General features: G+C 63.6%; 27 protein-coding genes and 1 pseudogene. 21 read left to right on the top strand and 7 right to left on the bottom strand.

Translation table 11 applies throughout. The features are described 5' to 3' along the window. Nucleotides 1-17: 17 nt before the first annotated feature. Nucleotides 18-602: a tetratricopeptide repeat protein gene (locus tag MFF34_RS21180; RefSeq protein ID WP_238216290.1), complete on the top strand. Its 585-nt coding sequence runs from the start codon at nt 18-20 to the stop codon at nt 600-602. Between the two features lie 246 nt (nt 603-848). On the opposite strand, the gene MFF34_RS21175 is transcribed toward MFF34_RS21180, so the two are convergent. The 4 genes from MFF34_RS21175 to MFF34_RS21160 form a co-directional block, all read right to left on the bottom strand. Continuing rightward, complete coding sequence (locus MFF34_RS21175) at nt 849-1,286, bottom strand: acetyltransferase (protein WP_238216288.1); 438 nt, start codon at nt 1,284-1,286, stop codon at nt 849-851. Between the two features lie 213 nt (nt 1,287-1,499). Beyond that, on the bottom strand, nt 1,500-2,201 hold the full coding sequence (arsH, locus tag MFF34_RS21170) for an arsenical resistance protein ArsH (protein ID WP_238216286.1): 702 nt from the start codon (nt 2,199-2,201) through the stop codon (nt 1,500-1,502). 9 nt (nt 2,202-2,210) lie between these two features. Then, nucleotides 2,211-2,681 (bottom strand): arsenate reductase ArsC, encoded by a 471-nt coding sequence (locus tag MFF34_RS21165; protein ID WP_238216284.1) that lies wholly within the window; start codon nt 2,679-2,681, stop codon nt 2,211-2,213. A 28-nt stretch (nt 2,682-2,709) separates the two neighbouring features. Then, the gene (locus MFF34_RS21160; RefSeq protein ID WP_238216282.1) at nt 2,710-3,057 is read right to left on the bottom strand and encodes a metalloregulator ArsR/SmtB family transcription factor; all 348 of its coding nucleotides are present in this window, start codon (nt 3,055-3,057) and stop codon (nt 2,710-2,712) included. A 418-nt stretch (nt 3,058-3,475) separates the two neighbouring features. Here MFF34_RS21160 and MFF34_RS21155 point away from each other — a divergent pair, with 418 nt between their 5' ends. The 11 genes from MFF34_RS21155 (at nt 3,476) to MFF34_RS21105 (ending at nt 13,924) form a co-directional block, all read left to right on the top strand. Continuing rightward, the gene (locus tag MFF34_RS21155; protein WP_085274161.1) at nt 3,476-3,733 is read left to right on the top strand and encodes a hypothetical protein; all 258 of its coding nucleotides are present in this window, start codon (nt 3,476-3,478) and stop codon (nt 3,731-3,733) included. A 115-nt stretch (nt 3,734-3,848) separates the two neighbouring features. Further along, nucleotides 3,849-4,136 (top strand): DUF3077 domain-containing protein, encoded by a 288-nt coding sequence (locus MFF34_RS21150; RefSeq protein ID WP_027596591.1) that lies wholly within the window; start codon nt 3,849-3,851, stop codon nt 4,134-4,136. A 247-nt stretch (nt 4,137-4,383) separates the two neighbouring features. Then, entirely contained in the window at nt 4,384-5,478 is a 1,095-nt protein-coding gene (sfnG, locus tag MFF34_RS21145; protein ID WP_238216281.1) for a dimethylsulfone monooxygenase SfnG, read from the top strand. A gap of 55 nt (nt 5,479-5,533) precedes the next feature. Next, nucleotides 5,534-6,205 (top strand): DUF2491 family protein, encoded by a 672-nt coding sequence (locus MFF34_RS21140; protein ID WP_374707416.1) that lies wholly within the window; start codon nt 5,534-5,536, stop codon nt 6,203-6,205. Nucleotides 6,206-6,217: 12 nt separating this feature from the next. Beyond that, nucleotides 6,218-6,643, top strand: a complete 426-nt coding sequence (locus tag MFF34_RS21135; RefSeq protein ID WP_027596588.1) for a DUF350 domain-containing protein — start codon at nt 6,218-6,220, stop codon at nt 6,641-6,643. 16 nt (nt 6,644-6,659) lie between these two features. Then, complete coding sequence (locus tag MFF34_RS21130) at nt 6,660-7,388, top strand: DUF1190 domain-containing protein (protein ID WP_238216277.1); 729 nt, start codon at nt 6,660-6,662, stop codon at nt 7,386-7,388. 2 nt (nt 7,389-7,390) lie between these two features. Beyond that, nucleotides 7,391-8,548 carry a glutathionylspermidine synthase family protein gene (locus tag MFF34_RS21125; RefSeq protein ID WP_238216275.1) on the top strand — a complete coding sequence of 386 codons (1,158 nt, stop codon included), beginning with the start codon at nt 7,391-7,393 and terminating at the stop codon, nt 8,546-8,548. Between the two features lie 264 nt (nt 8,549-8,812). Continuing rightward, nucleotides 8,813-9,295, top strand: a complete 483-nt coding sequence (locus MFF34_RS21120; protein WP_027596585.1) for a formate dehydrogenase subunit gamma — start codon at nt 8,813-8,815, stop codon at nt 9,293-9,295. Then, nucleotides 9,289-10,848, top strand: coding sequence for an NADH-quinone oxidoreductase subunit NuoF (locus MFF34_RS21115; RefSeq protein WP_238216273.1), 1,560 nt, complete (start codon nt 9,289-9,291; stop codon nt 10,846-10,848). Before MFF34_RS21120 ends, MFF34_RS21115 begins: the two co-directional genes overlap by 7 nt. After that, entirely contained in the window at nt 10,845-13,724 is a 2,880-nt protein-coding gene (fdhF, locus tag MFF34_RS21110; RefSeq protein WP_238216270.1) for a formate dehydrogenase subunit alpha, read from the top strand. The genes MFF34_RS21115 and fdhF overlap by 4 nt, the downstream gene beginning before the upstream one ends. After that, nucleotides 13,721-13,924, top strand: coding sequence for a formate dehydrogenase subunit delta (locus MFF34_RS21105; RefSeq protein WP_085274167.1), 204 nt, complete (start codon nt 13,721-13,723; stop codon nt 13,922-13,924). Before fdhF ends, MFF34_RS21105 begins: the two co-directional genes overlap by 4 nt. Nucleotides 13,925-14,054: 130 nt before the next feature. Here MFF34_RS21105 and MFF34_RS21100 read toward each other — a convergent pair whose 3' ends face one another. Beyond that, nucleotides 14,055-14,918 (bottom strand): universal stress protein, encoded by an 864-nt coding sequence (locus tag MFF34_RS21100; RefSeq protein WP_238216268.1) that lies wholly within the window; start codon nt 14,916-14,918, stop codon nt 14,055-14,057. 154 nt (nt 14,919-15,072) lie between these two features. On the opposite strand from MFF34_RS21100, the gene MFF34_RS21095 reads away from it, so the two are divergent. Beyond that, the gene (locus tag MFF34_RS21095) at nt 15,073-15,690 is read left to right on the top strand and encodes a tRNA-(ms[2]io[6]A)-hydroxylase (protein ID WP_027596580.1); all 618 of its coding nucleotides are present in this window, start codon (nt 15,073-15,075) and stop codon (nt 15,688-15,690) included. Nucleotides 15,691-15,724: 34 nt separating this feature from the next. Here MFF34_RS21095 and MFF34_RS21090 read toward each other — a convergent pair whose 3' ends face one another. Then, entirely contained in the window at nt 15,725-16,045 is a 321-nt protein-coding gene (locus MFF34_RS21090; protein WP_027596579.1) for a YqjD family protein, read from the bottom strand. Between the two features lie 127 nt (nt 16,046-16,172). On the opposite strand from MFF34_RS21090, the gene MFF34_RS21085 reads away from it, so the two are divergent. Next, nucleotides 16,173-16,436, top strand: coding sequence for a hypothetical protein (locus MFF34_RS21085; RefSeq protein WP_027596578.1), 264 nt, complete (start codon nt 16,173-16,175; stop codon nt 16,434-16,436). A gap of 5 nt (nt 16,437-16,441) precedes the next feature. Here the strand turns inward: MFF34_RS21085 and MFF34_RS21080 are convergent, their stop codons facing one another. Beyond that, the gene (locus MFF34_RS21080) at nt 16,442-16,921 is read right to left on the bottom strand and encodes an LEA type 2 family protein (protein ID WP_027596577.1); all 480 of its coding nucleotides are present in this window, start codon (nt 16,919-16,921) and stop codon (nt 16,442-16,444) included. Nucleotides 16,922-17,057: 136 nt separating this feature from the next. On the opposite strand from MFF34_RS21080, the pseudogene MFF34_RS21075 reads away from it, so the two are divergent. From MFF34_RS21075 to zapE, 7 genes and pseudogenes are all read left to right on the top strand, one after another. Next, nucleotides 17,058-17,564, top strand: a pseudogene (locus tag MFF34_RS21075) (RNA polymerase sigma factor); the annotation flags it as partial. 4 nt (nt 17,565-17,568) lie between these two features. After that, nucleotides 17,569-18,441, top strand: coding sequence for a FecR domain-containing protein (locus tag MFF34_RS21070; RefSeq protein ID WP_238216266.1), 873 nt, complete (start codon nt 17,569-17,571; stop codon nt 18,439-18,441). 120 nt (nt 18,442-18,561) lie between these two features. Further along, nucleotides 18,562-20,997 (top strand): TonB-dependent receptor, encoded by a 2,436-nt coding sequence (locus MFF34_RS21065; protein ID WP_238216264.1) that lies wholly within the window; start codon nt 18,562-18,564, stop codon nt 20,995-20,997. A 182-nt stretch (nt 20,998-21,179) separates the two neighbouring features. Further along, nucleotides 21,180-22,259 carry an extracellular solute-binding protein gene (locus MFF34_RS21060; protein WP_085274169.1) on the top strand — a complete coding sequence of 360 codons (1,080 nt, stop codon included), beginning with the start codon at nt 21,180-21,182 and terminating at the stop codon, nt 22,257-22,259. Between the two features lie 147 nt (nt 22,260-22,406). Next, nucleotides 22,407-22,721 (top strand): hypothetical protein, encoded by a 315-nt coding sequence (locus MFF34_RS21055; protein WP_238216262.1) that lies wholly within the window; start codon nt 22,407-22,409, stop codon nt 22,719-22,721. A gap of 22 nt (nt 22,722-22,743) precedes the next feature. Beyond that, nucleotides 22,744-23,892: a PQQ-dependent sugar dehydrogenase gene (locus MFF34_RS21050; protein WP_085274170.1), complete on the top strand. Its 1,149-nt coding sequence runs from the start codon at nt 22,744-22,746 to the stop codon at nt 23,890-23,892. Between the two features lie 174 nt (nt 23,893-24,066). Further along, nucleotides 24,067-25,173 carry a cell division protein ZapE gene (gene zapE / locus MFF34_RS21045; protein WP_238216260.1) on the top strand — a complete coding sequence of 369 codons (1,107 nt, stop codon included), beginning with the start codon at nt 24,067-24,069 and terminating at the stop codon, nt 25,171-25,173. Nucleotides 25,174-25,312: the final 139 nt, after the last annotated feature.

The raw sequence follows: 25,312 nt of genomic DNA, 5'->3' as shown, positions 1-25,312 counted from the left end.
ATGGCAAGGATTCCATCGTGCATCAGAACCTCAGGACTGCGTTCATCGTTAGCGTATTGATGATGACCTCCTGCACATCGTCCACCCCTTCAACCCCTGCCACCGATCAAACGCGCATCGGATCACTAGGCGACTCGGCCTATGGCCTGGGTGTCGATGCATACAAGCGCGAGGACTATCCTGAAGCGGTGGTGCAGTGGCGTCAGGCCGTGGCGCAAGGGAATCGGCTTGCGCTCAACAACCTGGGCTACCTGGCCTACTATGGCCTTGGCATGCAGGCCGACCCATCCTTGGCTGTCGATCTGTGGCACAAAGGCGCAGCGCTGGGTGTTTCGGAGGCTCAGTGGCATCTGGGCATCGCTTATCAGAAAGGCAAAGGGGTGAGGCCAGATCCCGTTCAGTCTTACACATGGGTGCGCTGTGCCATTGATACCGCCACACGCAATGCTGCAGCTGCGGATGCGCATGCGGACACCGAGCAGAAGATTGCGAGCGACGCCCGCGAAAGCCTGGTGGAGATTGTTGACAAGTTGCCGGTAGAGAAGCTGGCTGATGCCCGCCAGCGCGCCTCGGCCTGTATGAACGCCTACAAAGTGCGATGAGCCTGTTTTCTCGGCCCTGTAACCCTCAGGGCTGATTGAAGGAAGGGCAGTTCGGGATCGCGTACGTTATTCGCGGGTGTCCCTGAGGCAGATCTTCGAGAGAAGGGCTAAATCCTAATGCCAGCCACTTAGAGCCAAGGGGNNCCGCTGCGATGGGCTGTTAAAAAGCGCTCAGCGTAAACGCTTCATGGAAAGCCCGCGGATGCCTTAGCTCCGCGAGCCCAGCTGCCCATCAAGCTCGACCGTTTAACTCGGCAAACTCATATGCAACAACGGAAACGGCCGCCCTTCACCATCCACCTCAGAGCGCCCCGTCTGCACAAACCCATAATGCAGATAAAACCCCACAGCCTCAGGGTTCTGCTCGTTCACATCTACACTCAACGTGCGCCGCGAACCGCGTGCGTAATCCAGCAGCGCGCGCCCAATCCCACGCCCATGCAGGTCGGGGTCGATGAAGAGCATTTCCACATGCTCCTGATTCAGCCCGATGAAGCCTAACGGGCAATCTTCAGCATCGACCGCGACCCACAACTCGACAGCGGGGAGGTAGACATCGCGCAACTGCGGTAGCAGCGCGTCTATGTCGGATGCCTGCAAAAAATGGTGAGTGGAGCGAACGGCGCGCAGCCAGATGTCGAGCAGCAGTGGATGGTCTGCGGCGTTGGCCTGACGAATGATCATGTAATCAACCTTGTTCACTTGATAACGGAGTAGCGGCACGCCATTAGGCGACCGTATAAGTGTCGGCATCTTGAATGCCCGCTTCGCGAACTAACGCCTGGGCGGTGCACTGCAGAGGGGGCCGAAAAGGAAGGGGCTGAAAACGTACTGATACCCGCAGGTTGCGTCAAGGGCCGGGGACGGCTTCAAAGCCGCGTCGTCCCCGGTAATCACTCAGATCGAACGTTGGTTAACCCGCGCCGTAAGCTGCTCGGCGCTTTCTTTACGCTCGGAATAGCGGTCCACCAAAAACTCGGTGCGGTCGCGCAGCAACAGGGTGAACTTCACCAGCTCTTCCATCACGTCGACCACCCGGTCGTAGTAGGGCGATGGCTTCATGCGGCCGGCATCGTCGAATTCCAGGTACGCCTTGGGTACCGAGGACTGGTTGGGGATGGTGAACATGCGCATCCAGCGGCCCAGCACGCGCAGTTGGTTGACCACGTTGAACGACTGCGAACCCCCGCACACTTGCATCACGGCCAGGGTCTTGCCTTGGGTGGGGCGTACGGCGCCGAGGGCCAGGGGGACCCAGTCGATCTGCGCCTTGAACACGGCCGACAGGGCGCCGTGGCGTTCGGGCGAGCACCAGACCTGGCCTTCGGACCACAGCACCAGGTCACGCAGTTCTTGCACTTTGGGGTGCTCTACCGGCACGTCATCAGGCAACGGCAGGCCGGAGGGATCGAAGATGCGCGTCTCGGCACCGAAATGCTGCAGAAGGCGGGCAGCCTCTTCAGTCAGCAAGCGGCTGAAGGAGCGTTCGCGGGTCGACCCGTACAGCAGCAGGATGCGCGGTTTGTGCTCGCTGGCACGGGGCGCGGTTGGGGCTGCGTCGAACAGGGACAGGTCGAGGTTGGGCAGTTGCTCGGACATGGGGCCTCCTTAAAGCGTGCCGATGCGGTCCAGCTCGCGCTGGAGCTCGTCGTGGCCGAGGGTATTGAAGGGGAGGGCGAAGAGGGCGTTGCAACGTCGCTCGATGATGGCCAGCGTGGCGTTGAACGCGGCGTCAATCGCGGCCTCGTCACCCTCGACCTCGGAAGGGTCTTCCAGGCCCCAGTGGGCTTTTAGGGCCGGGCCGAAGTACACGGGGCAGGGTTCACCGGCGGCTTTGTCGCAGACGGTGATGACGATGTCCGGCGGGTTGGTGGCGAAGGCATCGTTACCTTTGCTGTGCAAGCCGTCTGTGCAAATGCCGGCCTGCTGCAGGGTGGTGAGGCTGCGCGGCAGCACCTGGCCTTTGGGAAAACTGCCGGCACTGACGGCTGCGAAGCCTGGCGGTGCCAGGTGATTGAACAGCGCTTCGCTGAGGATGCTGCGGCAGCTGTTGGCGGTGCACATGAACAGGACTTGCATTGGAAGGCTCTCTCGCGGGGTGGCGGCTTCAGCAGCAGGCGGCTGCGCGGACGGGGCGGTCGGCCATGTGCTGCAGGCGGGCTGTGTTCGCCTGCAGCCAGGTGGCATTGGCCTGCAACGTCACCTGCAGCATGTCGTGCACCCACGTGGGCAGGTCTGGGTTGAGGCGGTAATACACCCATTGGCCTTGGCGGCGATCCAGCAGCAGGCCGCTGCTTCGCAGTTGGGCGAGATGGCGGCTGATTTTCGGCTGGCTGTCGTCGAGCGCGCACATCAGCTCGCAAACGCAGAGCTCGCCCAGGCTGGCGATGAGCAGGGTGGCGCGAGCACGGGTCTCGTCGGCCAGGTTCTTGAAGACCTCGGGTGGGGTGATCATGGAGGTGCTCTTTACATATGGATAATCGAATATACGGATTTTCATATGTATTAGGCAAGCGGGAAAAATGCGGCACGAAATTGATACAGAGCTAGCGGAAATGATCAGATTTTGGCTCTTCCTTGTAGGGCGTTTCTGAATAACTCTTTGCAGGCCATTGCGTCATTGCGATGGAAAGCTGAGCCCCCTAGTCTCGCTGGGTCGTTGCATATTCAACGACCGGGTCTGCAAGCCCGTAGCTTGGATTGGTCTCAGTTTGCTGTTGGCTTTGTTCAATGGTGGCTGCGTGCGGGTGGCCTTCGGGCCAGCCGGGCAATTGACCTCCAAGTCCGGTCTTGCAGGCCTGCACGTAGCCGCCACCTATTCATCTGCAAGTGATTTGGCGACGGTCCGACTTAGCTATTGTCTGGAGGTTGTCATGCTCAAGATCGTCCCCGACCCACCATGCTCCCCCGATACACCCCATCACCTCGAAGACACCCTGATCCAGGCCTCGGAGTACGTACTCTGCGCCTTGGCCGTCGCCCACCACGCCGTCTCCACGCTCCCCAAGTCGCCTGCCTCCATCATGACCCTGGCCGTCATGCACGAAATGGAAGCTGTGCGCACGTTGCTGGAATCGGCGGTTGCGCAGGTGCAACTCACGGCCAGGCCGCACATGCAGACGCTGCATTGACGTTCACCGATGCCGGGGCTGCTTTGCAGCCCTTCGCGGGCAAGCCCGCTCCTACAAGGGGCGTCGACGCGCTTGCGAACTTTGTTTTCAGCGCAACAGCGCAGGGAGATATGCAATGGACAAGGTATTACCAGAACGCACCGGCACGCTGGGTTTGACCATAGGCTCCGCGTCGTGCCTGGACGGCGTGATACAGGGCAAGCGCCTGTTTCGCGTAGAACCCGGCAACTGCTGCGACCATGCCATCGAGCAGGCGTCGGTGCTGATGGACTGCTCAAGACGAGCCTCGTTCATCGGGGTGATGGACGACGAACCTGTGCTGGTCTGGGCCTCGCACTTTCTTTGCGAAATGGCCAAGGCGCTGATGGACGATGCGCACATGGGCATGCGCAAGCACCGCTGATGCGTCAGCGCTCAACAGTGAGGGGTAAACAATGAAGATCTTTGCCGAAGGTGGTATTGGCAAGAACCCTCCCAGTCGCTGCTAGCCGTGTTGCCCCCGCAACAGTGTTTCGACAGTCTGCTGCCTAGAGGGCACCGCGCCCGGTCTGCGCTGTTGGCTATCCCATTGAGGCTCAACGCTATTTTCGTTTGGCACGGTTGCTGCGTTGTCTCCTTCAACCCTTCGAGGACAGCCAAGGAGCCTCCCCATGAGCCAAGCCCCAATCAAGTTCGCCTACTGGGTCCCCAACGTCAGCGGTGGCCTGGTGGTGAGCACCATCGAGCAACGCACCAGCTGGGACATCGACTACAACCGCAAACTGGCGCAGATCGCCGAAAAGGCGGGCTTTGACTACGCCCTGTCGCAAATCCGTTTCACTGCCGGTTATGGTGCCGACAACCAGCACGAGTCGGTCACCATCAGCCATGCGCTGCTGGCCGCCACCGAGAAGCTCAAGGTCATCGCGGCCATCCTTCCAGGCCCATGGAACCCGGCGCTGGCGGCCAAGCAACTGGCAACCATCGACCAGTTCACCCAGGGCCGGATCGCCATCAACCTGGTGTCGGGCTGGTTCAAGGGCGAGTTCCACGCTATCGGCGAACCGTGGCTGGACCATGACGAGCGCTACCGCCGTTCAGAGGAGTTCATCCGCGCGTTGAAGGGCATCTGGACCCAAGACAATTTCACGTTCAACGGCGATTTCTATCGCTTCCGGGACTACACCCTCAAGCCCAAACCCCTGCAGCAGCCGCACCCGGAAATCTTCCAGGGTGGCAGTTCGCGTGCAGCGCGGGACATGGCGGCGCGGGTGTCGGACTGGTACTTCACCAATGGCAATACCGTAGAGGGGATCAAGGCCCAGGTCGACGATCTGCGTGCCAAGGCCGCCGCCAACGGCCATGCGATCAAGGTGGGGGTGAATGCCTTCATCATTGCCCGCGACACCGAGGAAGAGGCGCGGGCGGTGTTGCAGGAGATCATCGACAAGGCCAACCCCGAGGCGGTTAAGGCGTTTGGGCATGAGGTCAAGAACGCCGGGGCGGCCAGCCCGGAAGGCGAGGGCAACTGGGCCACGTCCAGCTTCGAGGACCTGGTGCAGTACAACGATGGGTTCAAGACCAACTTGATCGGCACACCGCTGCAGATTGCCGAGCGCATTGTCGCGCTGAAGGCGGTGGGGGTGGATTTGATTCTCTCAGGGTTCCTGCATTTCCAGGAGGAGGTGGCGTACTTCGGTGAGCATGTGTTGCCGCTGGTGCGTGAGCTGGAGGCCGGGCGCCGGGTAGAAAAAGCGGTGGCGTGAGGCCTGCCAGGCGCGGCCCTACAGGGGCCGCGCCTGACATCAATGCAAACAGTGCTTGAATTGGCTCAATCGGCCAAACCCGTTAAGGTATCGCCCCTCGCAAGGATTGCCCCGCTTCAGGATAGGTTCGATGCCGTTTTCCAGTACCAACCCGCCCTTCGGCCTGCTCAACGGCCGCCGGTTCATACCCGACGCATCACTCAAGCCACTGCTCGAGGGTTATTCAGCGTTGCAGGTTCCCGGCCCGGAAACGGTCTGGGCCACCGGCGAGGTCGACCTCGGCGATTCGGTGCACCTGCTGCGGTATTACCTGGACAACGAAGACTACTGGCTGCAAGTGCTGATGAGCGGCGACAAGGTGGGCGATAGCGTGCTGTTCGGTTATCACAGCGCCGTAGCCCTCCACGATGAGGCGCACCTTCAGCGCCTTGTCGGTAGCCAGTCCAAGGTCGGCCTGCCGATCTACGAACACGACGGCTGTCTGTATTCCCGCCAGTGGGGCCGTGAGCCGGGCCAGGCCAGGCTGGTGCCGTTGTACGAGCGGGTGGTCAGCCCCGACGCCCGTTATGGCATCCAGCACCTGTCAATGCTCTACGCCCGCGACACCGGCCTGCCTGAGCGCCGCGAATTTCTGCTGTTGTCGGCGGAGGAAGACGAGGCGGGCAAGGCCACCCTCACCACCTCGCTCGGCATCACCCTGCTCCCCACGGACTTTCACGTAACCTGACAAGGACTCACCATGCTCGACGCGCTACGCCTGTCGCTCAATGCCTCTGCAGTGACCGGCTTCATCCTCTATATCAGCGTGGCACTGTTGCTGTTCTGGCTGTTCCAGTTCATCTACACCCGCCTTACCCCGCACCGCGAGTTCGCGCTCATTCGTGAGAACAACCCGGCCGCGGCCATTGCCTTGGGCGGCTCGCTGATCGGCTTCTCGCTGCCGGCCAGCAATATCATTGCCTACAGCGTTGGCATCCTGGACTTCGTGGCCTGGGTCGTGATCGCCGCTGTGGTTCAATTGATTGCCTTTGGCATTACCAGCCTGGTGCTGCGCGACCTGTCCAGGCGTATCGCCGCGGGTGAGCTGGCCGCGGCCATCTACGCTGCCAGCGTGGCGATCAGCGTCGGCTTCCTCAATTCGGCCTGCATGACCCCGTCGGCCTGACGCCCAAGGAGCCCCCATGAAACCCCCAATGAGACGCAGCTCCGTCAAGCTGGTGCTGGCCAGCTCGCTGCCCTTGGCCCTGACCGCGTGCAGCCCGCAAGAGGAGACCTACACCGTCAGCCAGCAGGTGAACTACGACAGTGTCGAAGCCTGTGTCAGCGACAAGGTGCCGGAGAAGGCCTGCAACGATGCCTACAAGCAGGCGCTGGCCGAGTACCGGCGTACCACGCCGACCTATGTGTCCAAGCCCGCGTGCGAAGCAGAATTTTCCCCTGATGGCTGCCAGATCAGCGCCGGTGGCCGGTACATGCCGCGCATGAGCGGGTTCGCGTTGGAGACCACCGGCGAGGTGACCCAGGCCCAGGTCGATGCGGCGCACGCCCAGGGCGGCGGTTATGGCCATGTCGCTACCGCCGTGGTGGCTGGCATGCTACTGGGGCAGATGGCCAACAGCGCCGACCGCCGTTACCGCGCGCAGCCGCTGTATGCGTATCGCGAGGGTGCCGGGCAGCGCAATGGCCTGCTTGGGCAGCGCTACGGCACGGCCGGGGGCATTCAGCGCAGCAACAAAGACGAGCAGAGCAGCAGCGGCGGTGGCTCCGGCGGCGGTGGTAGCTATGGCGCCTCAGGCCGCAGCGCGTCGCGCTCGGCGGTGTCTGCATCCATCTCGCGGGGTGGGTTTGGCAGCCAGGCGACGGCTCGAAGCGGCTGGGGCGGCAAGTCCGGTAGCTTCTTCGGGGGGTAAGCATGCGCAAGGTCGAACTCGCAGAGCGCCCAGGCTGGCGCAAGACAGCCCAGCAAGAAGGCTTTGCCTTCCACACCCTCGACGGCGAGCGTTACTGGGATGAACGGGGTTACTACCAGTTCAGCCAGGCCCAGGTCGAGCGGGACTTGCAGGCACCGACCGAGGCGTTGCACGCGATGTGCCTGGAGGCTGTCGGGCGCATCGTCGACAGCGAGGCGCTGATGGCACGCCTGGCGATTCCACCGGCATTCTTCGACCTGGTGCGGCAGTCGTGGCTGGCGCGGCAGCCGCACCTCTATGGCCGTTTCGATTTCAGCTATGACGGCCATGGCCCAGCGAAACTGATCGAGGCCAACTACGACACGCCGACTTCGTTGTACGAAGCTGCGGCGTTTCAGCTGATCTGGCTGGAAGAACAAATCCAGCGCGGCGTTCTGCCCGCGCAGGCCAGCCAGTTCAATACCCTGGCCGAAGACCTGGTGCAGGCGTTTGCCGCGCAGCCGGGGCAGGGCACGTTCTACTTCTCGACCATCTCGGGCTCGGTGGAAGACCGTGGCACCACGGATTTTCTGCGCAAGATGGCCGCCCACGCGGGTATTCATACCCGGCACATCGACCTGGAGGACATCGGCCTGAATGGCGAGGGGCGTTTCGTCGACCTGGAGGGGCGGCCGATCCCGCGGCTGTTCAAGCTGCATGCCTGGGAGCATATCTTCCACGAAGACTTCGGCAGGGCTATCCCGGGGTGCGACACGCAGTTCGTCGAACCGCCCTGGAAGGCGCTGATCTCCAACAAGGGCATCTTGCCGTTGCTGTGGGAGTGGTACCCAGGGCACCCCAATCTGTTGCCCGCCTTCATCGACGACAACCCTTCGCGGCCAGTGCCTAGAGGGTGGGTGCGCAAGCCGTATTTCTCGCGGGAAGGGGCCAACGTCGATATCCGCACCGGCGCGGGGCAGCGGGTATTCGAAGACGGCCCTTATGACGACGCACCGTACATCCTGCAAGGGTTTGCGCCGCTGCCCAGGTTTGGCGACAGCTACACGCTGATCGGTTCGTGGGTGGTCGGCGACAAGGCGGCAGGGATGGGGATTCGTGAGGATGATTCGCTGATTACCAAAGACAGTTCGCGGTTTGTGCCGCATGTCGTGCTGGGCTGACGGACTGCAAAGCGGGGCAACTGAAACAGCCTGAACCTCACGTCGGTTTCAGGATGCGCCTGGTCGTTCGCATGCAACCCTCCGGCGCCACAAGTGCCATGCTTGCAGGATGCTCCTGGACCAGTGCGCGCAGACGCACGGCCGTGGGCAAGGAGGCTGCCGACACCCCGCAACCGTGACGTGGCCGGCACGCCGCAGCAGAACACGCCGGACACCTGCCCCTACAACAACACAGGCAGGGTCCGTGATGCCGAGGTCCGCTGTATGCCTGATGAACTGCTCCATCTGCCTTTGATCCACAGCATCCTGGCCCGTGAAAAGGACACCCCCGGCGCCCTGTTGCCGATCCTTCACGCCATTCAGCAAGACATCGGCTTCGTGCCGGATGCCGCCGTCCCTGAAATTGCCCATGCCCTGAACCTCAGCCTGGCCGAGGTGCGCGGGGTGATCAGCTTCTACCACGATTTCCGCACCACCGCGCCGGCACGCCATACCCTGCGCCTGTGCCGGGCCGAGTCGTGCCAGAGCCGTGGCGCCGAGGCCCTGGCCGCGCAACTGCGCGACCAACTGGCACTGGACGACCATGGCACCAGCGCCGACGGCGCTATCAGCCTGCGTCCGGTGTATTGCCTGGGCGCCTGCGCCTGCTCGCCCGCGCTGGAACTGGACGGCCAACTGCACGCGCGGCTCACGCCTGAGCGCCTGCGTGCCCTGGTGAACGGTTGCCTGGAGGGCGAAACATGCTGAAGGTGTACATCCCCTGCGATTCGGTGGCCCGTGCCGTGGGTGCCGACCAGGTTGCCGAGGCCCTGCAACGCGAGGCCGAGCGCCGGCAGTTGGCGGTTGATATCCAGCGCACCAGTTCGCGTGGGCTGTACTGGCTGGAGCCGCTGGTCGAATGCGACAGCGCCCAAGGGCGCCAGGGTTTCGGCCCGGTGACCGCGGACGATGTGCCGGTGCTACTCGATGCCTTGGCCGGCCAGCCCCAGGCGCATGGCCTGGCCTTGGGGCCGGTTGAAGACATCCCTTATCTGAAATCCCAGCAACGCCTGCTGTTCGCCCGTGCCGGCGTGACCCGGCCACTGTCGCTGGACGACTACCGCGCCCACGGCGGTTTTGCCGGGCTGGAGCGCGCCGTGGCACTGGACGGTGCCGAAGTGGTCGCTGCCGTGCTTGATTCTGGCCTGCGTGGCCGGGGTGGCGCCGCGTTCCCTGCGGGTATCAAGTGGCGCACTGTGCGCGATGCCGGGGCCGGGCAAAAGTATGTGGTTTGCAACGCCGACGAAGGCGACTCCGGTACCTTCGCCGACCGCATGCTGATGGAAGGCGACCCGTTCCTGCTGATCGAAGGCATGATCATCGCTGGCCTCGCCGTGGGTGCCGACAAAGGCTACATCTACGTGCGCTCGGAATACCCGGACGCCATTCGCGTGCTCGACCAGGCCTTTGCCATAGCCCGCGACGCTGGCTACCTGGGCCATGACGTGGCCGGCAGCGGCCAGGCCTTCGACCTGGAAGTCCGGGTCGGTGCTGGCGCTTATATCTGCGGCGAAGAGACCGCGTTGCTGGAATCGCTCGAAGGCAAGCGCGGGATCGTCCGTGCCAAGCCGCCACTGCCGGCCCTGCAGGGCCTGTTCGGCTTGCCGACGCTGGTGCATAACGTGCTCACCCTGGCGTCGGTGCCAATCATTTTGGCCAAGGGCGCGGCGTTTTACCGCGATTTCGGCATGGGCCGTTCGTTGGGCACCATGCCGTTCCAGCTGGCGGGCAATATCCGCCACGGTGGCCTGGTGGAGCGTGCGTTTGGCCTGACCCTGCGCGAACTGGTGGAAGGCTACGGGGGCGGTACCGCCAGCGGCCGGCCATTGAAGGCCGCACAAGTCGGCGGCCCGCTCGGGGCCTGGGTGCCGCCCAGCCACTTCGACACGCCGCTGGACTATGAAGCCTTCGCTGCCATGGGCGCGATGCTCGGCCACGGCGGTGTGGTGGTGGCGGACGACACCCTGAACATGGCCAGCATGGCCCGCTTCGCCCTGCAGTTCTGCGCCGAGGAATCGTGCGGCAAGTGCACCCCGTGCCGCATCGGCTCGACCCGTGGCATGGAGGTGGTGGATCGGCTGATCGCCACCACCGATTTCACCGAACGCCACGACCAGGCCCTGCTGCTGCGCGACCTGTGCGACACGATGCAGTACGGCTCGCTGTGCGCCATGGGCGGGATGACCGCTTACCCGGTGGCCAGCGCGCTCAAGTACTTCCCCGCCGATTTCGGGCTGACCCACACGGAGGCCGCGCAGTGATCAATTTCTTCGACCCCGAGACCGACCTTGGCACCCCGGCACGCGACAGCCAGGTGCAGGTCAGCCTGAACATCGATGGCCGTGCCATCAGCGTGCCTGCCGGGACTTCGGTCATGCGCGCCGCCGCCATGCTTGGCACCAGCATCCCCAAACTGTGCGCCACCGACAGCCTCGAGGCGTTCGGCTCGTGCCGCATGTGCATGGTGGAAATCGAAGGCATGCGCGGTTACCCGGCGTCGTGCACCACCCCGGTCAGCGAAGGCATGGTGGTGCGCACCGAAACCCCGCGCCTGGCGGGGTTGCGGCGCAATGTGATGGAGCTGTACATCTCCGATCACCCGCTCGACTGCCTGACCTGCTCGGCCAACGGCAACTGCGAACTGCAGACCGTCGCCGGCCAGGTCGGCCTGCGCGAGGTCCGCTACGGCTATGACGGCGCCAATCACCTGGCCGAGAAAAAGGACGTTTCCAACCCGTACTTCGACTATGAACCGAGCAAGTGCATCGTCTGCAGCCGCTGCGTGCGCGCCTGCGAAGACATCCAGGGCACCTTCGCCCTGACCATCACTGGCCGCGGCTTCGACTCGCGGGTGGCGGCCGCTGGCGGGGACAACTTCCTGGCCTCGGAGTGCGTGTCGTGCGGCGCCTGCGTACAGGCCTGCCCAACCGCGACCCTGACCGAAAAAAGCCTGGTGCAGCTCGGCCAGCCTGAGCGTGCGGTGATTACCACCTGCGCCTATTGCGGTGTCGGTTGTTCGTTCCGTGCCGAGATGAAGGGCGACCAGTTGGTGCGCATGGTCCCGGACAAAAACGGCGGCGCCAACCATGGCCACGCCTGCGTCAAAGGCCGCTTCGCCTGGGGGTATGCCACCCACCCGGACCGCATCACCACGCCAATGATCCGCAAGCGCCTCGAAGACCCGTGGCAAGAAGTCAGCTGGGACGAGGCGGTAACCTATGCCGCCAGCGAGTTCCGCCGCATTCAGCTCAAGTACGGGCGTGATTCCATCGGCGGCATCACCTCCAGCCGTTGCACCAACGAAGAAGCCTACCTGGTACAGAAGTTGGTGCGTACGGCGTTTGGCAACAACAACGTCGACACCTGCGCGCGGGTGTGCCATTCGCCCACGGGCTATGGCCTCAAGCAGACCCTCGGTGAATCGGCGGGCACGCAGAGCTTCGATTCGGTGATGCAGGCCGACGTAGTGCTGGTGATCGGCGCCAACCCCACCGATGCCCACCCGGTGTTCGGCTCGCAGCTCAAACGCCGCCTGCGCCAGGGCGCGCGGCTGATCGTCATCGACCCACGGCGTATCGACTTGGTCGACTCGCCCCACGCCCGCGCCGAGCTGCACCTGCAATTGCGCCCGGGCACCAACGTGGCCATGCTCAACGCCCTGGCCCATGTGATCGTCAACGAAGGCTTGCTGGCCCAGCGCTTTATCGACGCCCGCTGCGAGACCGAGGACTTCGCCCGCTGGCGCGACTTCGTCAGCCTGCCAGAGAACGCGCCAGAAGTACTCGGCCCGGTCTGTGGCGTGCCTGCCGAGCAGATTCGCGCCGCCGCGCGGCTGTACGCCACCGGTGGCAACGCGGCCATCTACTACGGCCTGGGGGTCACCGAGCACAGCCAGGGCAGCACCGCCGTGATGGGCATCGCCAACCTGGCCATGGCCACCGGCAACATCGGCCGCGAAGGGGTAGGGGTGAACCCGCTCCGCGGGCAGAACAACGTGCAGGGCTCGTGCGACATGGGCTCGTTCCCGCATGAACTGCCCGGCTACCGGCATATTTCCAACGAAGGTGTGCGTGCCGAGTTCGAGCGGGCCTGGGGCGTGACCTTGCAGCCAGACCCAGGCTTGCGCATCCCCAACATGTTCGAGGCGGCCCTGGATGGCAGCTTCAAGGCGCTGTACTGCCAGGGTGAGGACATCGCCCAGAGCGACCCCAACACCCAGCACGTCACGGCCGCCTTGCTGGCCATGGAATGTGTGGTGGTGCAGGACATCTTCCTCAACGAGACGGCCAAGTTCGCCCACGTGTTCCTGCCGGGCAGTTCGTTCCTTGAAAAGGACGGCACCTTTACCAACGCCGAACGCCGTATCTCGCGGGTGCGCAAGGTCATGGAGCCCCTGGCCGGCAAAGCTGACTGGGAAGCGACCGAGGCCCTGGCCAACGCCTTGGGCTACCCGATGCAGTACCGCCACCCTGCCGAGATCATGGACGAGATCGCGCGCCTTACGCCGACCTTCCACCGCGTCAGCTACGCCGAGCTCGACCGCCATGGCAGCCTGCAGTGGCCGTGCAACGATGCCGCGCCCGATGGCACGCCGACCATGCATATCGACCAGTTCGTGCGGGGCAAAGGGCGCTTCATGCTCACCGGCTACGTGCCGACCGACGAGAAGGTCAACAGCCGCTACCCACTGTTGCTGACCACCGGGCGTATCCTCAGCCAGTACAACGTCGGCGCCCAGACCCGCCGCACTGGCAACGTCGCCTGGCATGATGCCGACCGCCTTGAACTGCACCCCACCGATGCCGAAAGCCGTGGCATCCGCGATGGCGATTGGGTCGGTATCGGCAGCCGCGCCGGGCAGACGGTGCTGCGCGCCAAGGTCAGTGCGCGGGTGGCGCCGGGGGTGGTGTACACCACGTTCCACTTCCCTGAGTCGGGGGCCAACGTGATTACCACCGACAACTCCGACTGGGCCACCAACTGCCCTGAATACAAAGTCACGGCGGTGGAGGTGGTGAAAGTGTTCCACCCGTCTGAATGGCAGAAGCGTTACCAGGACTTCAGCGACGAACAGCGCCGCCTGCTCAAAGAGCGCCGTACTGCCGAGCAGCAAGAGAAAGCCGAGGTGCGCCGATGAGCAGTGACAACCTGGTCAAGATGGCCAACCAGATTGCCCATTATTTTGACAGCGAACCGAACCGGCAGCTGGCGGTGCAAGGGGTAAGGCAGCACATCCAGAGCTTCTGGACGCCGGCGATGCGCCGGCAGTTGCTGGCGTGGAGCGAGGCCAATGCAGGGGAGGGGTTGGACCCGAAAGTGCGCGAGGCGCTGGTGTAAACGCGCCGCCCTTTGTATTTGTAGGAGCAGCCTTGTGCTGCGAAGAGGCCGGTGATAGCAGCATAGATTCTCTGAGCTGTCACCGGCCTCTTCGCAGCGCAAGGCTGCTCCTACAAGGGCCACGCATGCTTCAACCGCGGGCCAGCTCTGTCAGGTGGGCAATCGCTTGTTCGCTCTTGAGCACCAGCACATCCCCTTCGAGCGAATCGAGCACCACCTCGGAGGTATTCCCGATCAATGCCCCGGAAATACCCGTGCGGGCCACCGTGCCTATCACCGTCACCACGGCATCGTATTTTTTCTCGGTGTAGGGAATCAGCACATCCGCTGGGCCTTCGGCGACATGCAGGCGGTCATCGCTGATGTCGAACTCGGCCTGAAACGCGCGGCAGGCTTCCCGATAGCGGTTTTCTATCGTTTCGCTGAGCTGGTAAGCCGGGTCCGAGGCCGACAGCATTGGCGACGGATGGGCGCTGATGACATGCAGTTCGCCCTTGGCCAGTTTGGCAATCTCGAAACCATGGTCGATGATGCTGGCATGCAGGCGGCGGTGGTCCTCGTCATGGTTACCCACGTCCACCGCAGCCAGAATCTTGCCCCCGGTCCATGGCCGTTCGCTCTTGACCATCAGCACGGCACACGGGCAAAGGCGCAGCAGCTTCCAGTCGGTCGGGGTCAGCAGTGCCTTTTTCAGCGGGTTGTCCGGCCGATGCTCCTTGATGACCAGCTCGCAGCCCTCGGCTTGCTGCACATAGATGATGGTGTCGTGCAGGTTGTCACGCCAGGCTGCCTCATGGGTGACGTTGTCGTATCCGTCATCGTGCAACTGGCTGCTCAGCAGGCTGAGCAACGCACTGTGATCCTGCTTTTTGTCGCACATCAACAGGTGCAGGCGCGCGCCGGTCACGCCTGCGATCAGCTTGGCACGGGTCAAGGCCCGGCTGTGGGCATGCGCGGGGTCGAGGACGACGAGGATGCTGCGGACGGCTTGCATGGGCGTGAGCTCCGTTCAAAGATGGCGACCAGTGCCTGACTATAGTCGGCGTCTCACCCGTCGCCGCTTGATGTACATCAAGCATAGTCACTGGCGCTGCCGGTTGCCGCCGGTATAATCGCCGGCCCTGCCTGTTCTGTCTGGTTGCACGCTTATGTCCTTGATCCCCGAAATCGACGCCTTTCTTGGCTGCCCGACCCCAGATGCCTGGATCGAAGCGGCGCTTGCCGACCAGGAAACCCTGCTGATCGACCACAAGAACTGCGAGTTCAAGGCCGCCAGCACCGCCTTGAGCCTGATCGCCAAGTACAACACGCACCTGGACCTGATCAACATGATGTCGCGCCTGGCCCGTGAAGAGCTGGTGCACCACGAGCAGGTGCTGCGCCTGATGAAGCGCCGGGGCGTGCCCTTGCGGCCAGTGTCGGCCGGGCGTTATGCGTCCGGCTTGCGCCGCCTGGTACGTGCCCACGAGCCGGTCAAGCTGGTCGATACCTTGGTGGTGGGGGCGTTTATAGAAGCACGCAGTTGCGAGCGCTTTGCCGCGCTGGTGCCGCACCTGGATGAAGAGCTGGGCACGTTCTACCACGGCCTGCTGAAGAGTGAAGCGCGCCATTACCAAGGCTACCTGAAGCTGGCCCATCAGTATGGCGAAGAAGCGGATATCGCCCGCAGGGTTGAGCTGGTACGTGAGGCAGAAGCCGAGCTGATCCAGTCACCGGACCAGGAACTGCGCTTTCATAGCGGCATCCCAATGGCGCAGGCCGCCTGAAGCCGTTCAGGCGGCACTGCGTTCATAAAAGGGCTTAGTAGCGGCGACCCAATAGCAGGCCGACCACCAGGCCGAAGCCTGCGGACACCGCGACGGTCTGCCAAGGGTGGCCGCCGATGTAGTCCTGGGTGGCATCCACCACCGGTTGAGCCTTGTCACGCACGTTGCTCGCGGCCTGGCGAGCCTGGCGCAGTTTGAGGCTGACTTGCGCGCGCAGGGTTTCGGCCTCCTCGCCAACCAGGGCAGCGCTGTCGTTGAGCAGCTTTTCGGATTCTTCGATCAGTGACTGCAGTTCGCTGAAGACCTGATCCTTGATCTGATCGCTGGCGGCTTGTACGGCGTTTTTTCGGGCCATGAACTCATCCTCGTCAATGGGGGGGTGAACAATGGATGCCGGTGCGTCGGGAAAGTTGCGCCGGCTTTCCGATGACGCGTCGCTACGGTGTAAGATAGCGGCCATTTTCAGCAGGCAGGTACCTTCAATGAGTTTCAATCTGGCCAACAAGAGCTTCGAGGAACGGGCGCAGATCGAGGCAGAGAAGGCGCGGTTGTTCGAACTGTGGCAGAGCAACCTGGGCAAGGCCAAGGGCGAAGCCGCCCGGCTTATCTCCGAAAAGCCACGGCGCAAGGGTAAATGGGCGGAATGGGTACGGGCTGAACTGGAGGCCATGTCGCCGCCTGAATACGCCAGCATGGTGCGCAGCGAAGTCAACAAGATGATGGCCGCCGCCAACAGCAATCGCTGAGTGGTCTACCAGTAAGTCCCGGCTGCCTTGGGCAGGTCCAGCGTGCCCTCATCGGTGAAGCGGACGGTGCCCAGCAGCCCACCGGCCAATTTGCCGCGCAGTACATAGGGTAGCCCTTGCAGCGAACTCCGCTGGCCCAGGCCATAGGCCTGGCGCAGGAAGGAGAACGCGGTCACGCTCACCGGCACCACGATTACCGCCTCGTCGAAACGGCCTATGTGGCCCTGCTGGTCGCTGACACCGGCGGCCAGCGGCTGGCCGTTCACCTGCAGGTCGAGCGCGATACCGTTGTAATCGATCGCGGTTTCGTTGGGGTTCTGCACACGTATCTTCACCGCCATGCGCAGTTCCAGCTCCTGCCCGGGCAGCGGTTCGATGCCAATCACGTTGATATTCAGTGGGTCACGCGCCTGGAACAAGGCGCAGGCACTGAGGCCGTAAGCCATCAGCAGTATCAGCAACCAGCGGTGCAATCGGGCAGTCATGGGTTGCAACCTTGCCTGAAGAATTCATCCGCCAGTGTGGCAAATGCGCGTTGACGTTGAAAGTAGCGCGTCTAATGAAAGATACTGTTTCTCATTAACGCCCGATAATTCCTCTTACTGGCCTTTGTCCTACCCCATGCTGACGTCTCCCGTGTCTGGTCTGCTGGCGAGTTTCCAGGAGCACTACGACGACCTCTTGCTGTTCCTGACTCGGCGCATGAGCGACCGGCAGCGTGCTGCCGACGTCGCGCAAGAGACGTACCTGAAGCTGGTGAAGATCGACGCGCAGGCCGTGCCGGTGCTGCATGCACGCAGCTTCATTTTCCGGGTGGCGGGCAACCTGGCGATCGATGCCTTGCGCCGAGAACAGCGTATCGCCGCCCGCCACGAAGATGCCGATGGCACTGGCGAGGTGGCCTGCCCGGCGCCTGCGCCCGAGGCCGCGCTGCTCGCCCGCGAGCGCTTGCAGATACTCGATGAGGCGCTGTTGCAACTGTCCAGCAATGCCCGCCAGGCCCTGTTGCTCAACCGCGTCGAAGGCCTGACCCAGGCGCAGATCGCACAACGGTTGGGCGTTTCCGAGAGCATGGTGGCAAAATACATCGGCCAGGCGCTGCGCCATTGCCGTGACTGGCTCAAACACAACCATGACTGAGCCTCACGCCATGCCAGCCGCCCAACCGCTCAGCGACCTCTCTGACGATGCCCTCGATTGGCAGGTGTTGTTGCATTCGGGCAACGCCAGTGCGGCGGACCACGCGCGCTACCAGCGCTGGTGCGCACTGAGCCCGGCGCATGCCGAGGCCGCGCGCGAGGCAGAGGCACTGTGGCTGGACATCGGCCACACCCCAACCGCTCAGGTTGTCGCGCCACCGCCTGCCCGACGCAAACGGCACTGGGCCGCAGGCCTGGCAGCATCGCTGGCGCTGTTGGTCGCGGGTTATACCGGCTGGCAGCAGGCGCCTATCTGGCTGGCGGACTACCACACAGGCCTCGGGCAACGGCAGGCGGTGACCCTGGCCGATGGCTCGCGGGTACTGCTGAACAGCGGCAGTGCCTTGACCGTCGCGTTCACCGACCGCGAGCGCCGCGTGGTGCTTAATGCTGGCGAAGCCTTGTTCGAGACGGCCAGTGACCCACGGCCCTTTGTGGTCGATGGCGCAGGCGAGGCGGTGCGCGGCACGGGCGCGACCTTCAGCGTGCGCCGCGATGGCCGCGTGGTGCTGGCCCAGGGCGAAGCCACGGTGGGTGAGCGCAGCGTACCGGTGTCGCCTGACGCCAGTGCACAGACCGCTTGGCAGCGCGGCAAGCTGATCTTCAACGGCAAGCCGCTGGGGCAGGTGCTGGCGGAGCTTGAGCGCTACCAACAGGGGCGCATTCTGCTGTCTGACACGAAGTTGGCGGCCCTGGAAGTCAGCGGTGTATTCGACCTCGATGAACCCCAGGCGCTGCTGCGCACCCTTGAGCAACGTTATGGCCTGCAGGTCACCTACTTGCCATGGTTGGCCGTGGTGCACTGAGCCGGTAAAAAATAATCAAAATATTTTTCATCTGCCGCTGCAAGTTCAGCCAGGCCAGATCGTCGTAGTGGGACTGATCAGCAACCCATTCTCATTTACGACTTGCCTGGAAGCTCATTCGTGGCCCTTACGCTCAAGCCTACGCACCGCCGCAGCGGTCCCCTTCATCACGCCTTGTTGTCTTGCACTGCCTTGGCCATGCTGGCTGGCCCCTTGCAGGCGATGGCCTCAAGTGGTGCGCAACAGGCCCCGGTGGAAGCCCGCCAAGTGCAGCTGGACCTGCCTGCCCAGGCGCTGGACCAGGCACTGACGGCCTTCGCCGACCAGGCCGGGTTGCACCTGCTGTACACCACCCACGATGTCGCGGGCCTGAACAGCCCGGCGTTGCAGGGCAGCTACAGCATCGAGCAGGCACTGCAGCAGTTGCTGGCGGGCAGTGGCATGAGCTGGCAGTTCAGTGATGCCCGCACAGTTACCCTGCGCAAGGCGGACGCCACGCCGCAGGCCGTCAACCTCAAGCCCATCGAGGTCAGTGTGGCCTCGCGCACCAGCACGGCGATCAGCGAAATCCCTGGCACCGTTTGGGTGGTCGACCAGCAGCAGCTGCGTGAGCAGATCGACAGCGGGGTGAGCCTCAAGGAAGCCATCGGCAAGTTGGTGCCTGGCCTGGACCTGGCGCCAGAAGGGCGCACCAACTATGGCCAGAACATGCGCGGGCGCAATGTGCTGGTGATGATCGACGGGGTCAGCCAGAACAGCTCGCGCGGCCTGTCGCGCCAGTTCGACAGCATCTCGCCGTTCAACGTCGAGCGCGTCGAAGTGCTGTCGGGGGCCAGCGCCCTTTACGGCGGCGGCGCCACCGGCGGCATCATCAACATTGTGACCAAGAAGGGTGAGCCCGGCCCGGCCCGCTTCGAGACCCAGCTGGGTGCCAGCAGCGGCTTCAACAACAGTGATGACCTGGCCACCCGCATCGCCCAGTCGATCAGCGGCAGCAACGAGCGGGTCAGTGCCCGCCTTGGTATTTCCGGCGAACAGAACGAAGCCTTCTATGACGGCGCTGGCGATCAGATCTTCATCGACAACACCCAGACCGACCTGCAATACAACCGCACCATCGACGTGCTCGGCACCCTGGGGCTGAAGCTGACCGATGAGCAGAGCCTGGACCTGCTGGCCCAGTACTACGACTCGGGCAACCACGGCAGCACCGGCATCTACTTCCCCAACCTCAACTACAACGCCCCTTCGGACCTGGAAGACGCCGAGCTGCGCAGTGGCTATTCCTCTGACCTGGAGCCACGTACCCGGCGCCTGTTGCTCAACGCCAATTACCATCACACCGATGTGCTGGGCCAAGACTTCTACCTGCAGGCCTCGTACCGCAAGGAAGACGACAACTTCTACCCGTTCCCGTACTACAACCGCGCCACACCCACCGGTTCGCGCGGGGTGTACTTCGCCGCATCACAACAGAACTTCGAGGTCACCAGCCTCAAAGGCCTGTTCGCCAAGCAGTGGGACACGCTCAAGCTGACCTACGGTGTCGACCTGGACCGCGAGCGCTTCAACGCCGAACAGACCACCTTCGACGCCCTGACCTCATCCGAAAGCGGTGGCCTGGACATGGAAAAGGCCAGCAAGGCCGCGCGTTACCCCAGCTACCGGGTTGACGGTGTGTCGGTGTACGCCCAGCTCGATTGGCATGCCACCGACAACCTGACCTTGTCCGGCGGCGCCCGGCGGCAGCAGATGGACGTGGATGTCAGCGAATTCAAAGGCGTACCCGGCGGCAGCAACGATTACCAAGTCAACCTGTACAACGTCGGCGCCATCTACGACTTCAAGAATGGCCATCAGGTGTGGACCAACTACGGTGAAGGTTTCGACCTGCCGGACCCGGCCAAGTATTACGGCAAGCCGGGCTTGAGCGTCGCCGACAACCCGCTGGCCGGCATCAAGAGCCGCCAGGTCGAGCTGGGCTGGCGCTATGCCGACGTGGATTGGGACGCTCAGGCGGCGCTGTACTACATCTGGTCGGACAAGATCATCAATGTCGATTCGCAAACGCTGACCATCAATGTCGAAGAGCAGAAGAGCCGTGACTTTGGCTTCGAAGGTGCGTTGACCCGCCACTTCCAGAGCGGTTGGGAAGCCGGGGGTACGCTGCACCTGACCCGCTCCGAGGAAGAAGACGTCGACGGTGGCTGGATGAAACGCGATGCCCGTTACGCGTCGCTGTCCAAGTCCACGGCGTTTGTTGGCTGGAAGGGCGATGGCCGCAGTGCCCGCCTGCAAGCCAACCATGCGTTCACCCTCAAGGACGATGCCGACCACGAGATCGACGGCTACACCACCTTCGACCTGCTGGGCAGCCAGGAAACCGGCTTCGGCACCTTCAGCGCAGGCATCCAGAACTTGCTGGACAAGCAGTACAGCACGGTCTGGGGGCAGCGGGCGACGTTGTTCTACGCACCGACCTATGGCCCGGCGTACCTGTATGACTACCAGGGCCGTGGGCGCACCTACACCCTGACCTGGAGCATGGCTTACTGACAGCTATGCCGGGTTTCAGGTAGGAGCAGCCTTGCGCTGCGAAGAGGCCGGTGCAAACAGCGAAAATCTATGCTGTTGTCACTGGCCTCTTCGCAGCACAAGGCTGCCCCTACCCGAATCGTGCAGGGTGCGAGTGGTGTGGACTACAGTGACGGACAGCTCCCTTTGCCGAGGTGTCCGTCATGCGTCGATCGCTGTGCCTGCTGTCCCTGTGCCTGGCCCTGCCGCTGCAGGCCCAAGAGAAGGTCGTCAACCTCTACAGCTGGGCCGACTATGTCGCCCCGCAAACCCTCCAGCGCTTCGAGCGCGAAACGGGCTACAAGGTACGCTACGACACCTTTGACACCACCGAGGTGCTGGAGACCAAGCTGCTGACCGGTGGCAGCGGCTATGACGTGGTGGTGCCGTCATCCACCGTGCTGGCCCGGGCGCTCAAGGCCAAGGCCCTGCAGCCGCTCGATGCCCAGGCCATGCCCGGCTATGCCAACCTCGACAAGGACTTGCTGGCCAAACTGGCCGAGGCCGACCCCGGCAACCGCTACGCGGTGCCTTACACCTGGGGCACGCTGGGCCTGGGGGTGAATGTCGAGGCCGTGCGCCAGCGCCTGGGCGATGTGCCGCTGGACAGCCTCGACCTGTTGTTCAAGCCGGAGTACGCCAGCCGCCTGAAGGATTGCGGCATCGCCATGCCCGACTCGCCGCAGGAAGTGATCGGCCTGACCTTGAACTACTTGGGCAAGGACCCTTACAGCCAGAACAAGGCCGACTTGGACGCCGCGCAGGCACTGCTGAACCAGCTGCAGCCCTCTGTGCGCTATGTTGCCAACGGCCGGCAGATCAGCGACCTGGCCAATGGCAGCGTGTGCCTGGCACTCACCTACAACGGTGATGCGGCGATGGCCGCCGACCAGGCACGCCGTGCTGGCAAACCGTTCGAGCTGATCTACCGCATCCCCCAGGAAGGCACCTTGGTCTGGCAGGACAACCTGGTCATCCCCAAGGACGCGCCACACCCCGAGGCAGCCCGCGCGTTCATCGCCTTCATGCTCAAGCCGGACTCGGTCGCCGCGCTGACCAACACGCTGTTCTTCGCCAATGCCAACCAAGCGGCCACCCCCTTGGTCGACGCTGCCGTGCGCAACGACCCGGACATCTACCCGCCAGCCCAGGTGCGTCAACGGCTGTACGCCGACCGCAGCATGGCGCTGTCCGACTTGCGCCAGCGTAACCGCCTGTGGATGGCCTTCCGCAGCGGCCAATGAGCCCGGCGGGGCTGCGCTGCAGCCCCTTGGGGTCCATACTGAAACATCAGGAATTATCTCCAGCCGCTTTCACACTTTTGCCGCGAACCCCTCGCGCCTTAGGCTATCCAACGCACAAGGCGCGGCATTTCGTACAGGAGGTGAAGCATGAACCTAGCACTGCCAATCCTGGCCATTGGCCTGGCGTTGTGCCTGCCCGCGCGCGCAGCGCCGGTTGCGCCCTTGCAACTCGCGGCCAGCAACAACCCCTACAACAGCCCGATCCAGCGCGCCAACCCCAATAGCCGCCAGGGCAGCATGCCGGCCACACCGCCCGTGCGTGGCCCGTCCACCGACCCCTACCAGCGCACGCCCTCGCTGGACAACCGCGGCATTGGCAACGGCGACAACCTGCGCCGCCAACAGCAAGCGCCCAATCTGGAACCCACCCGGCCGCCGCGCGATAACCCACGCGCGCCGTAAGCCCCGTCGAAAGGAATTCTGCATGACCCGAGCTACCTGGCTGACCACCTTGACCGCTGCCGCGCTGCTGCCCCTGTTGGCGCACGCGGCTTCCGAGCAGCAGTTCCCCAGCGAAGAAGGGCCATTGACCGTCAGCACCGTCGCCGATGGCCTGCGCAACCCTTGGGCATTGGCTTTCTTGCCGGGCGGCAAGGACATGCTGGTGACCGAGCGCCCCGGCAACCTGCGGGTAGTCAACGCCGAAGGCAAGGTCGGCCCGCCTATCAGTGGCGTGCCTCAGGTCTGGGCCGAAGGGCAGGGCGGGTTGCTGGACGTGGTGTTGTCGCCGGAGTTCGGCAAGGACCGCACCGTTTACCTGTCCTATGCCGAAGCGGGTAATGATGGCAAGGCAGGGACGGCGGTCGGCCGCGGTCAGCTGTCCGAAGACCGCGCACGGCTAGAAAACTTCACGGTGATCTTCCGCCAGCAGCCCAAGCTCTCGGTGGGCAACCATTTCGGTTCGCGGCTGGTGTTCGACCGAGACGGTTACCTGTTCATTGCCCTGGGCGAGAACAACCAACGGCCGACTGCCCAGGACCTCGACAAGCTGCAAGGCAAGGTCGTGCGGATCTTGCCTGACGGCGAAGTGCCCAAAGACAACCCCTTCGTCGGCAAAGACAACGTGCGCTCCGAGATCTGGTCGTTCGGCCATCGCAATCAGCAGGGCGCAGCACTCAACCCTTGGACTGGCAAGCTCTGGACTCACGAACACGGCCCACGGGGCGGCGACGAAATCAACATTCCCCAGCCCGGCAAGAACTACGGCTGGCCGGTTGCCACCCACGGCATCAATTACTCGCTGCTGCCGATCCCGGAGGCCAAGGGCAAGCACGTCGATGGCATGGTCGACCCGCACCATGTCTGGGAAAAGTCCCCTGGCATCAGCGGCATGGCGTTCTACGACAGCCCGACGTTCAAAGCGTGGGACCACAACCTGTTCATTGGGGCGCTGGCTACTCAGCAATTGATCCGTCTGCAGCTCGAGGGCGACAAGGTGGTGCACGAAGAGCGTTTGCTTGGGGACCTCAAGGCGCGTATCCGTGATGTGCGGGTAGGCCCGGATGGGTATCTGTACGTGTTGACCGATGACAAGGACGGGGCGCTGTTGAAAGTGGGGCTGGGCGAGGGCTGAAGCGCTGGCTTCTGCCATGCACGGTCGGTGTAGGAGCAGCCTTGCGCTGCGAAGAGGCCGGTGGTGACACTTAAGATAGTTGTGGCCTGCACTGGCCTCTTCGCAGCACAAGGCTGCTCCCACACAGGAGCGGCGTTGGCTTGCTGAGGATGGGGCCAGTACCGATAATGCGGCATGACCGCCCAACCGCAGACCCTCTACCAACAAGCCCTGACCGACCACGGCTATGTCCATGACCCCGCCCAGGCCCACGCAGTCGATGCGTTGCAGGCCTGTTTCGAGGCGATCGAACAGGGCCGCCTCACCCAGGGTGTCTACCTCTGGGGCCCTGTCGGCCGGGGCAAGACCTGGCTGATGGACCAGTTTCACCGTTGCCTGCAGCACCCCAGTCGGCGCCAGCACTTTCACCATTTCATGGCCTGGGTGCACCAGCGGTTGTTCCAGCTCAACGGCACCGCCGACCCGCTGCTGGCCCTGGCCCGTGAACTGGCCCGGGAGATTCGCGTACTGTGCTTCGACGAGTTGTTCGTCAATGACATCGGTGACGCGATTATCCTCGGCCGCCTGTTCCAGGTGTTGTTCGACCAGGGCGTGGTGATTGTCGCCACCTCCAACCAACCGCCCGACCAGCTCTACCGCGATGGCTTCAACCGTGACCGCTTCCTGCCCGCGATTGCCGCCATTGAACGGCACATGCGGGTGTTGTCGGTGGCCGGCGAGCAGGACCATCGCCTGCATCCGGGCGCTGTGCGGCAGCGTTACTGGGTCACTGAGGCCGGTGAGCGCGGCGTGCTGGGTGAAGTGTTCCGCCAACTCAGCCCGGCTGACCTCGGCAGCGAGCAGCCGCTGGCCATTGGCTCAAGGCAGATAAAGGTTATTCGGCGCAGTGAGCAGGCCATTTGGTGCCGCTTCACCGACCTCTGCGAGCAGCCTCTGGCGGCGATGGAGTTCATGGCCCTGTGTGACCGTTTCCCGTCGATACTGCTGGAGGGCGTGCCGGCGTTAGGTGGCGAGCAACGGGCCGGGCGGATTGCCCGCGGTACCGAGGATGGTGCGGCGCGGGTCGCGGCAGGAGACCGGGAGCTGCCGGCGCTGTCGCCCAAGGACGATGCGGTGCGCCGGTTCATTGCCCTGGTCGACGAATGTTACGACCGCCGGGTGGCGTTGTACCTGGAGGCGCAGGTGCCGCTTGACGCGCTTTATACCCAAGGGTACTTGGCGTTCCCGTATCAACGCACCTTGAGCCGCTTACGCGAGATGCAGTTGCAACGCTTCGGCTAAGCCCCTGTGGGAGCGACGCGATGGATGGCACGGGCTGCGCCCGTGTTCGCGGGCAAGCCCGCTCCCACAGTGATCGCGCATAAGTTTAGATTTTGCCCAAGGCAGTTGCGCCCACTCAGTAGGTTGGGGGGTAGCCGAC

Source organism: Pseudomonas sp. PAGU 2196 (assembly GCF_022179005.1).
In the GTDB taxonomy this organism is placed as follows: Bacteria; Pseudomonadota; Gammaproteobacteria; order Pseudomonadales; family Pseudomonadaceae; genus Aquipseudomonas; species Aquipseudomonas kermanshahensis.
Note: the sequence above shows the minus strand (reverse complement) of the source record. Positions and strands in the feature narration are given on the sequence as shown.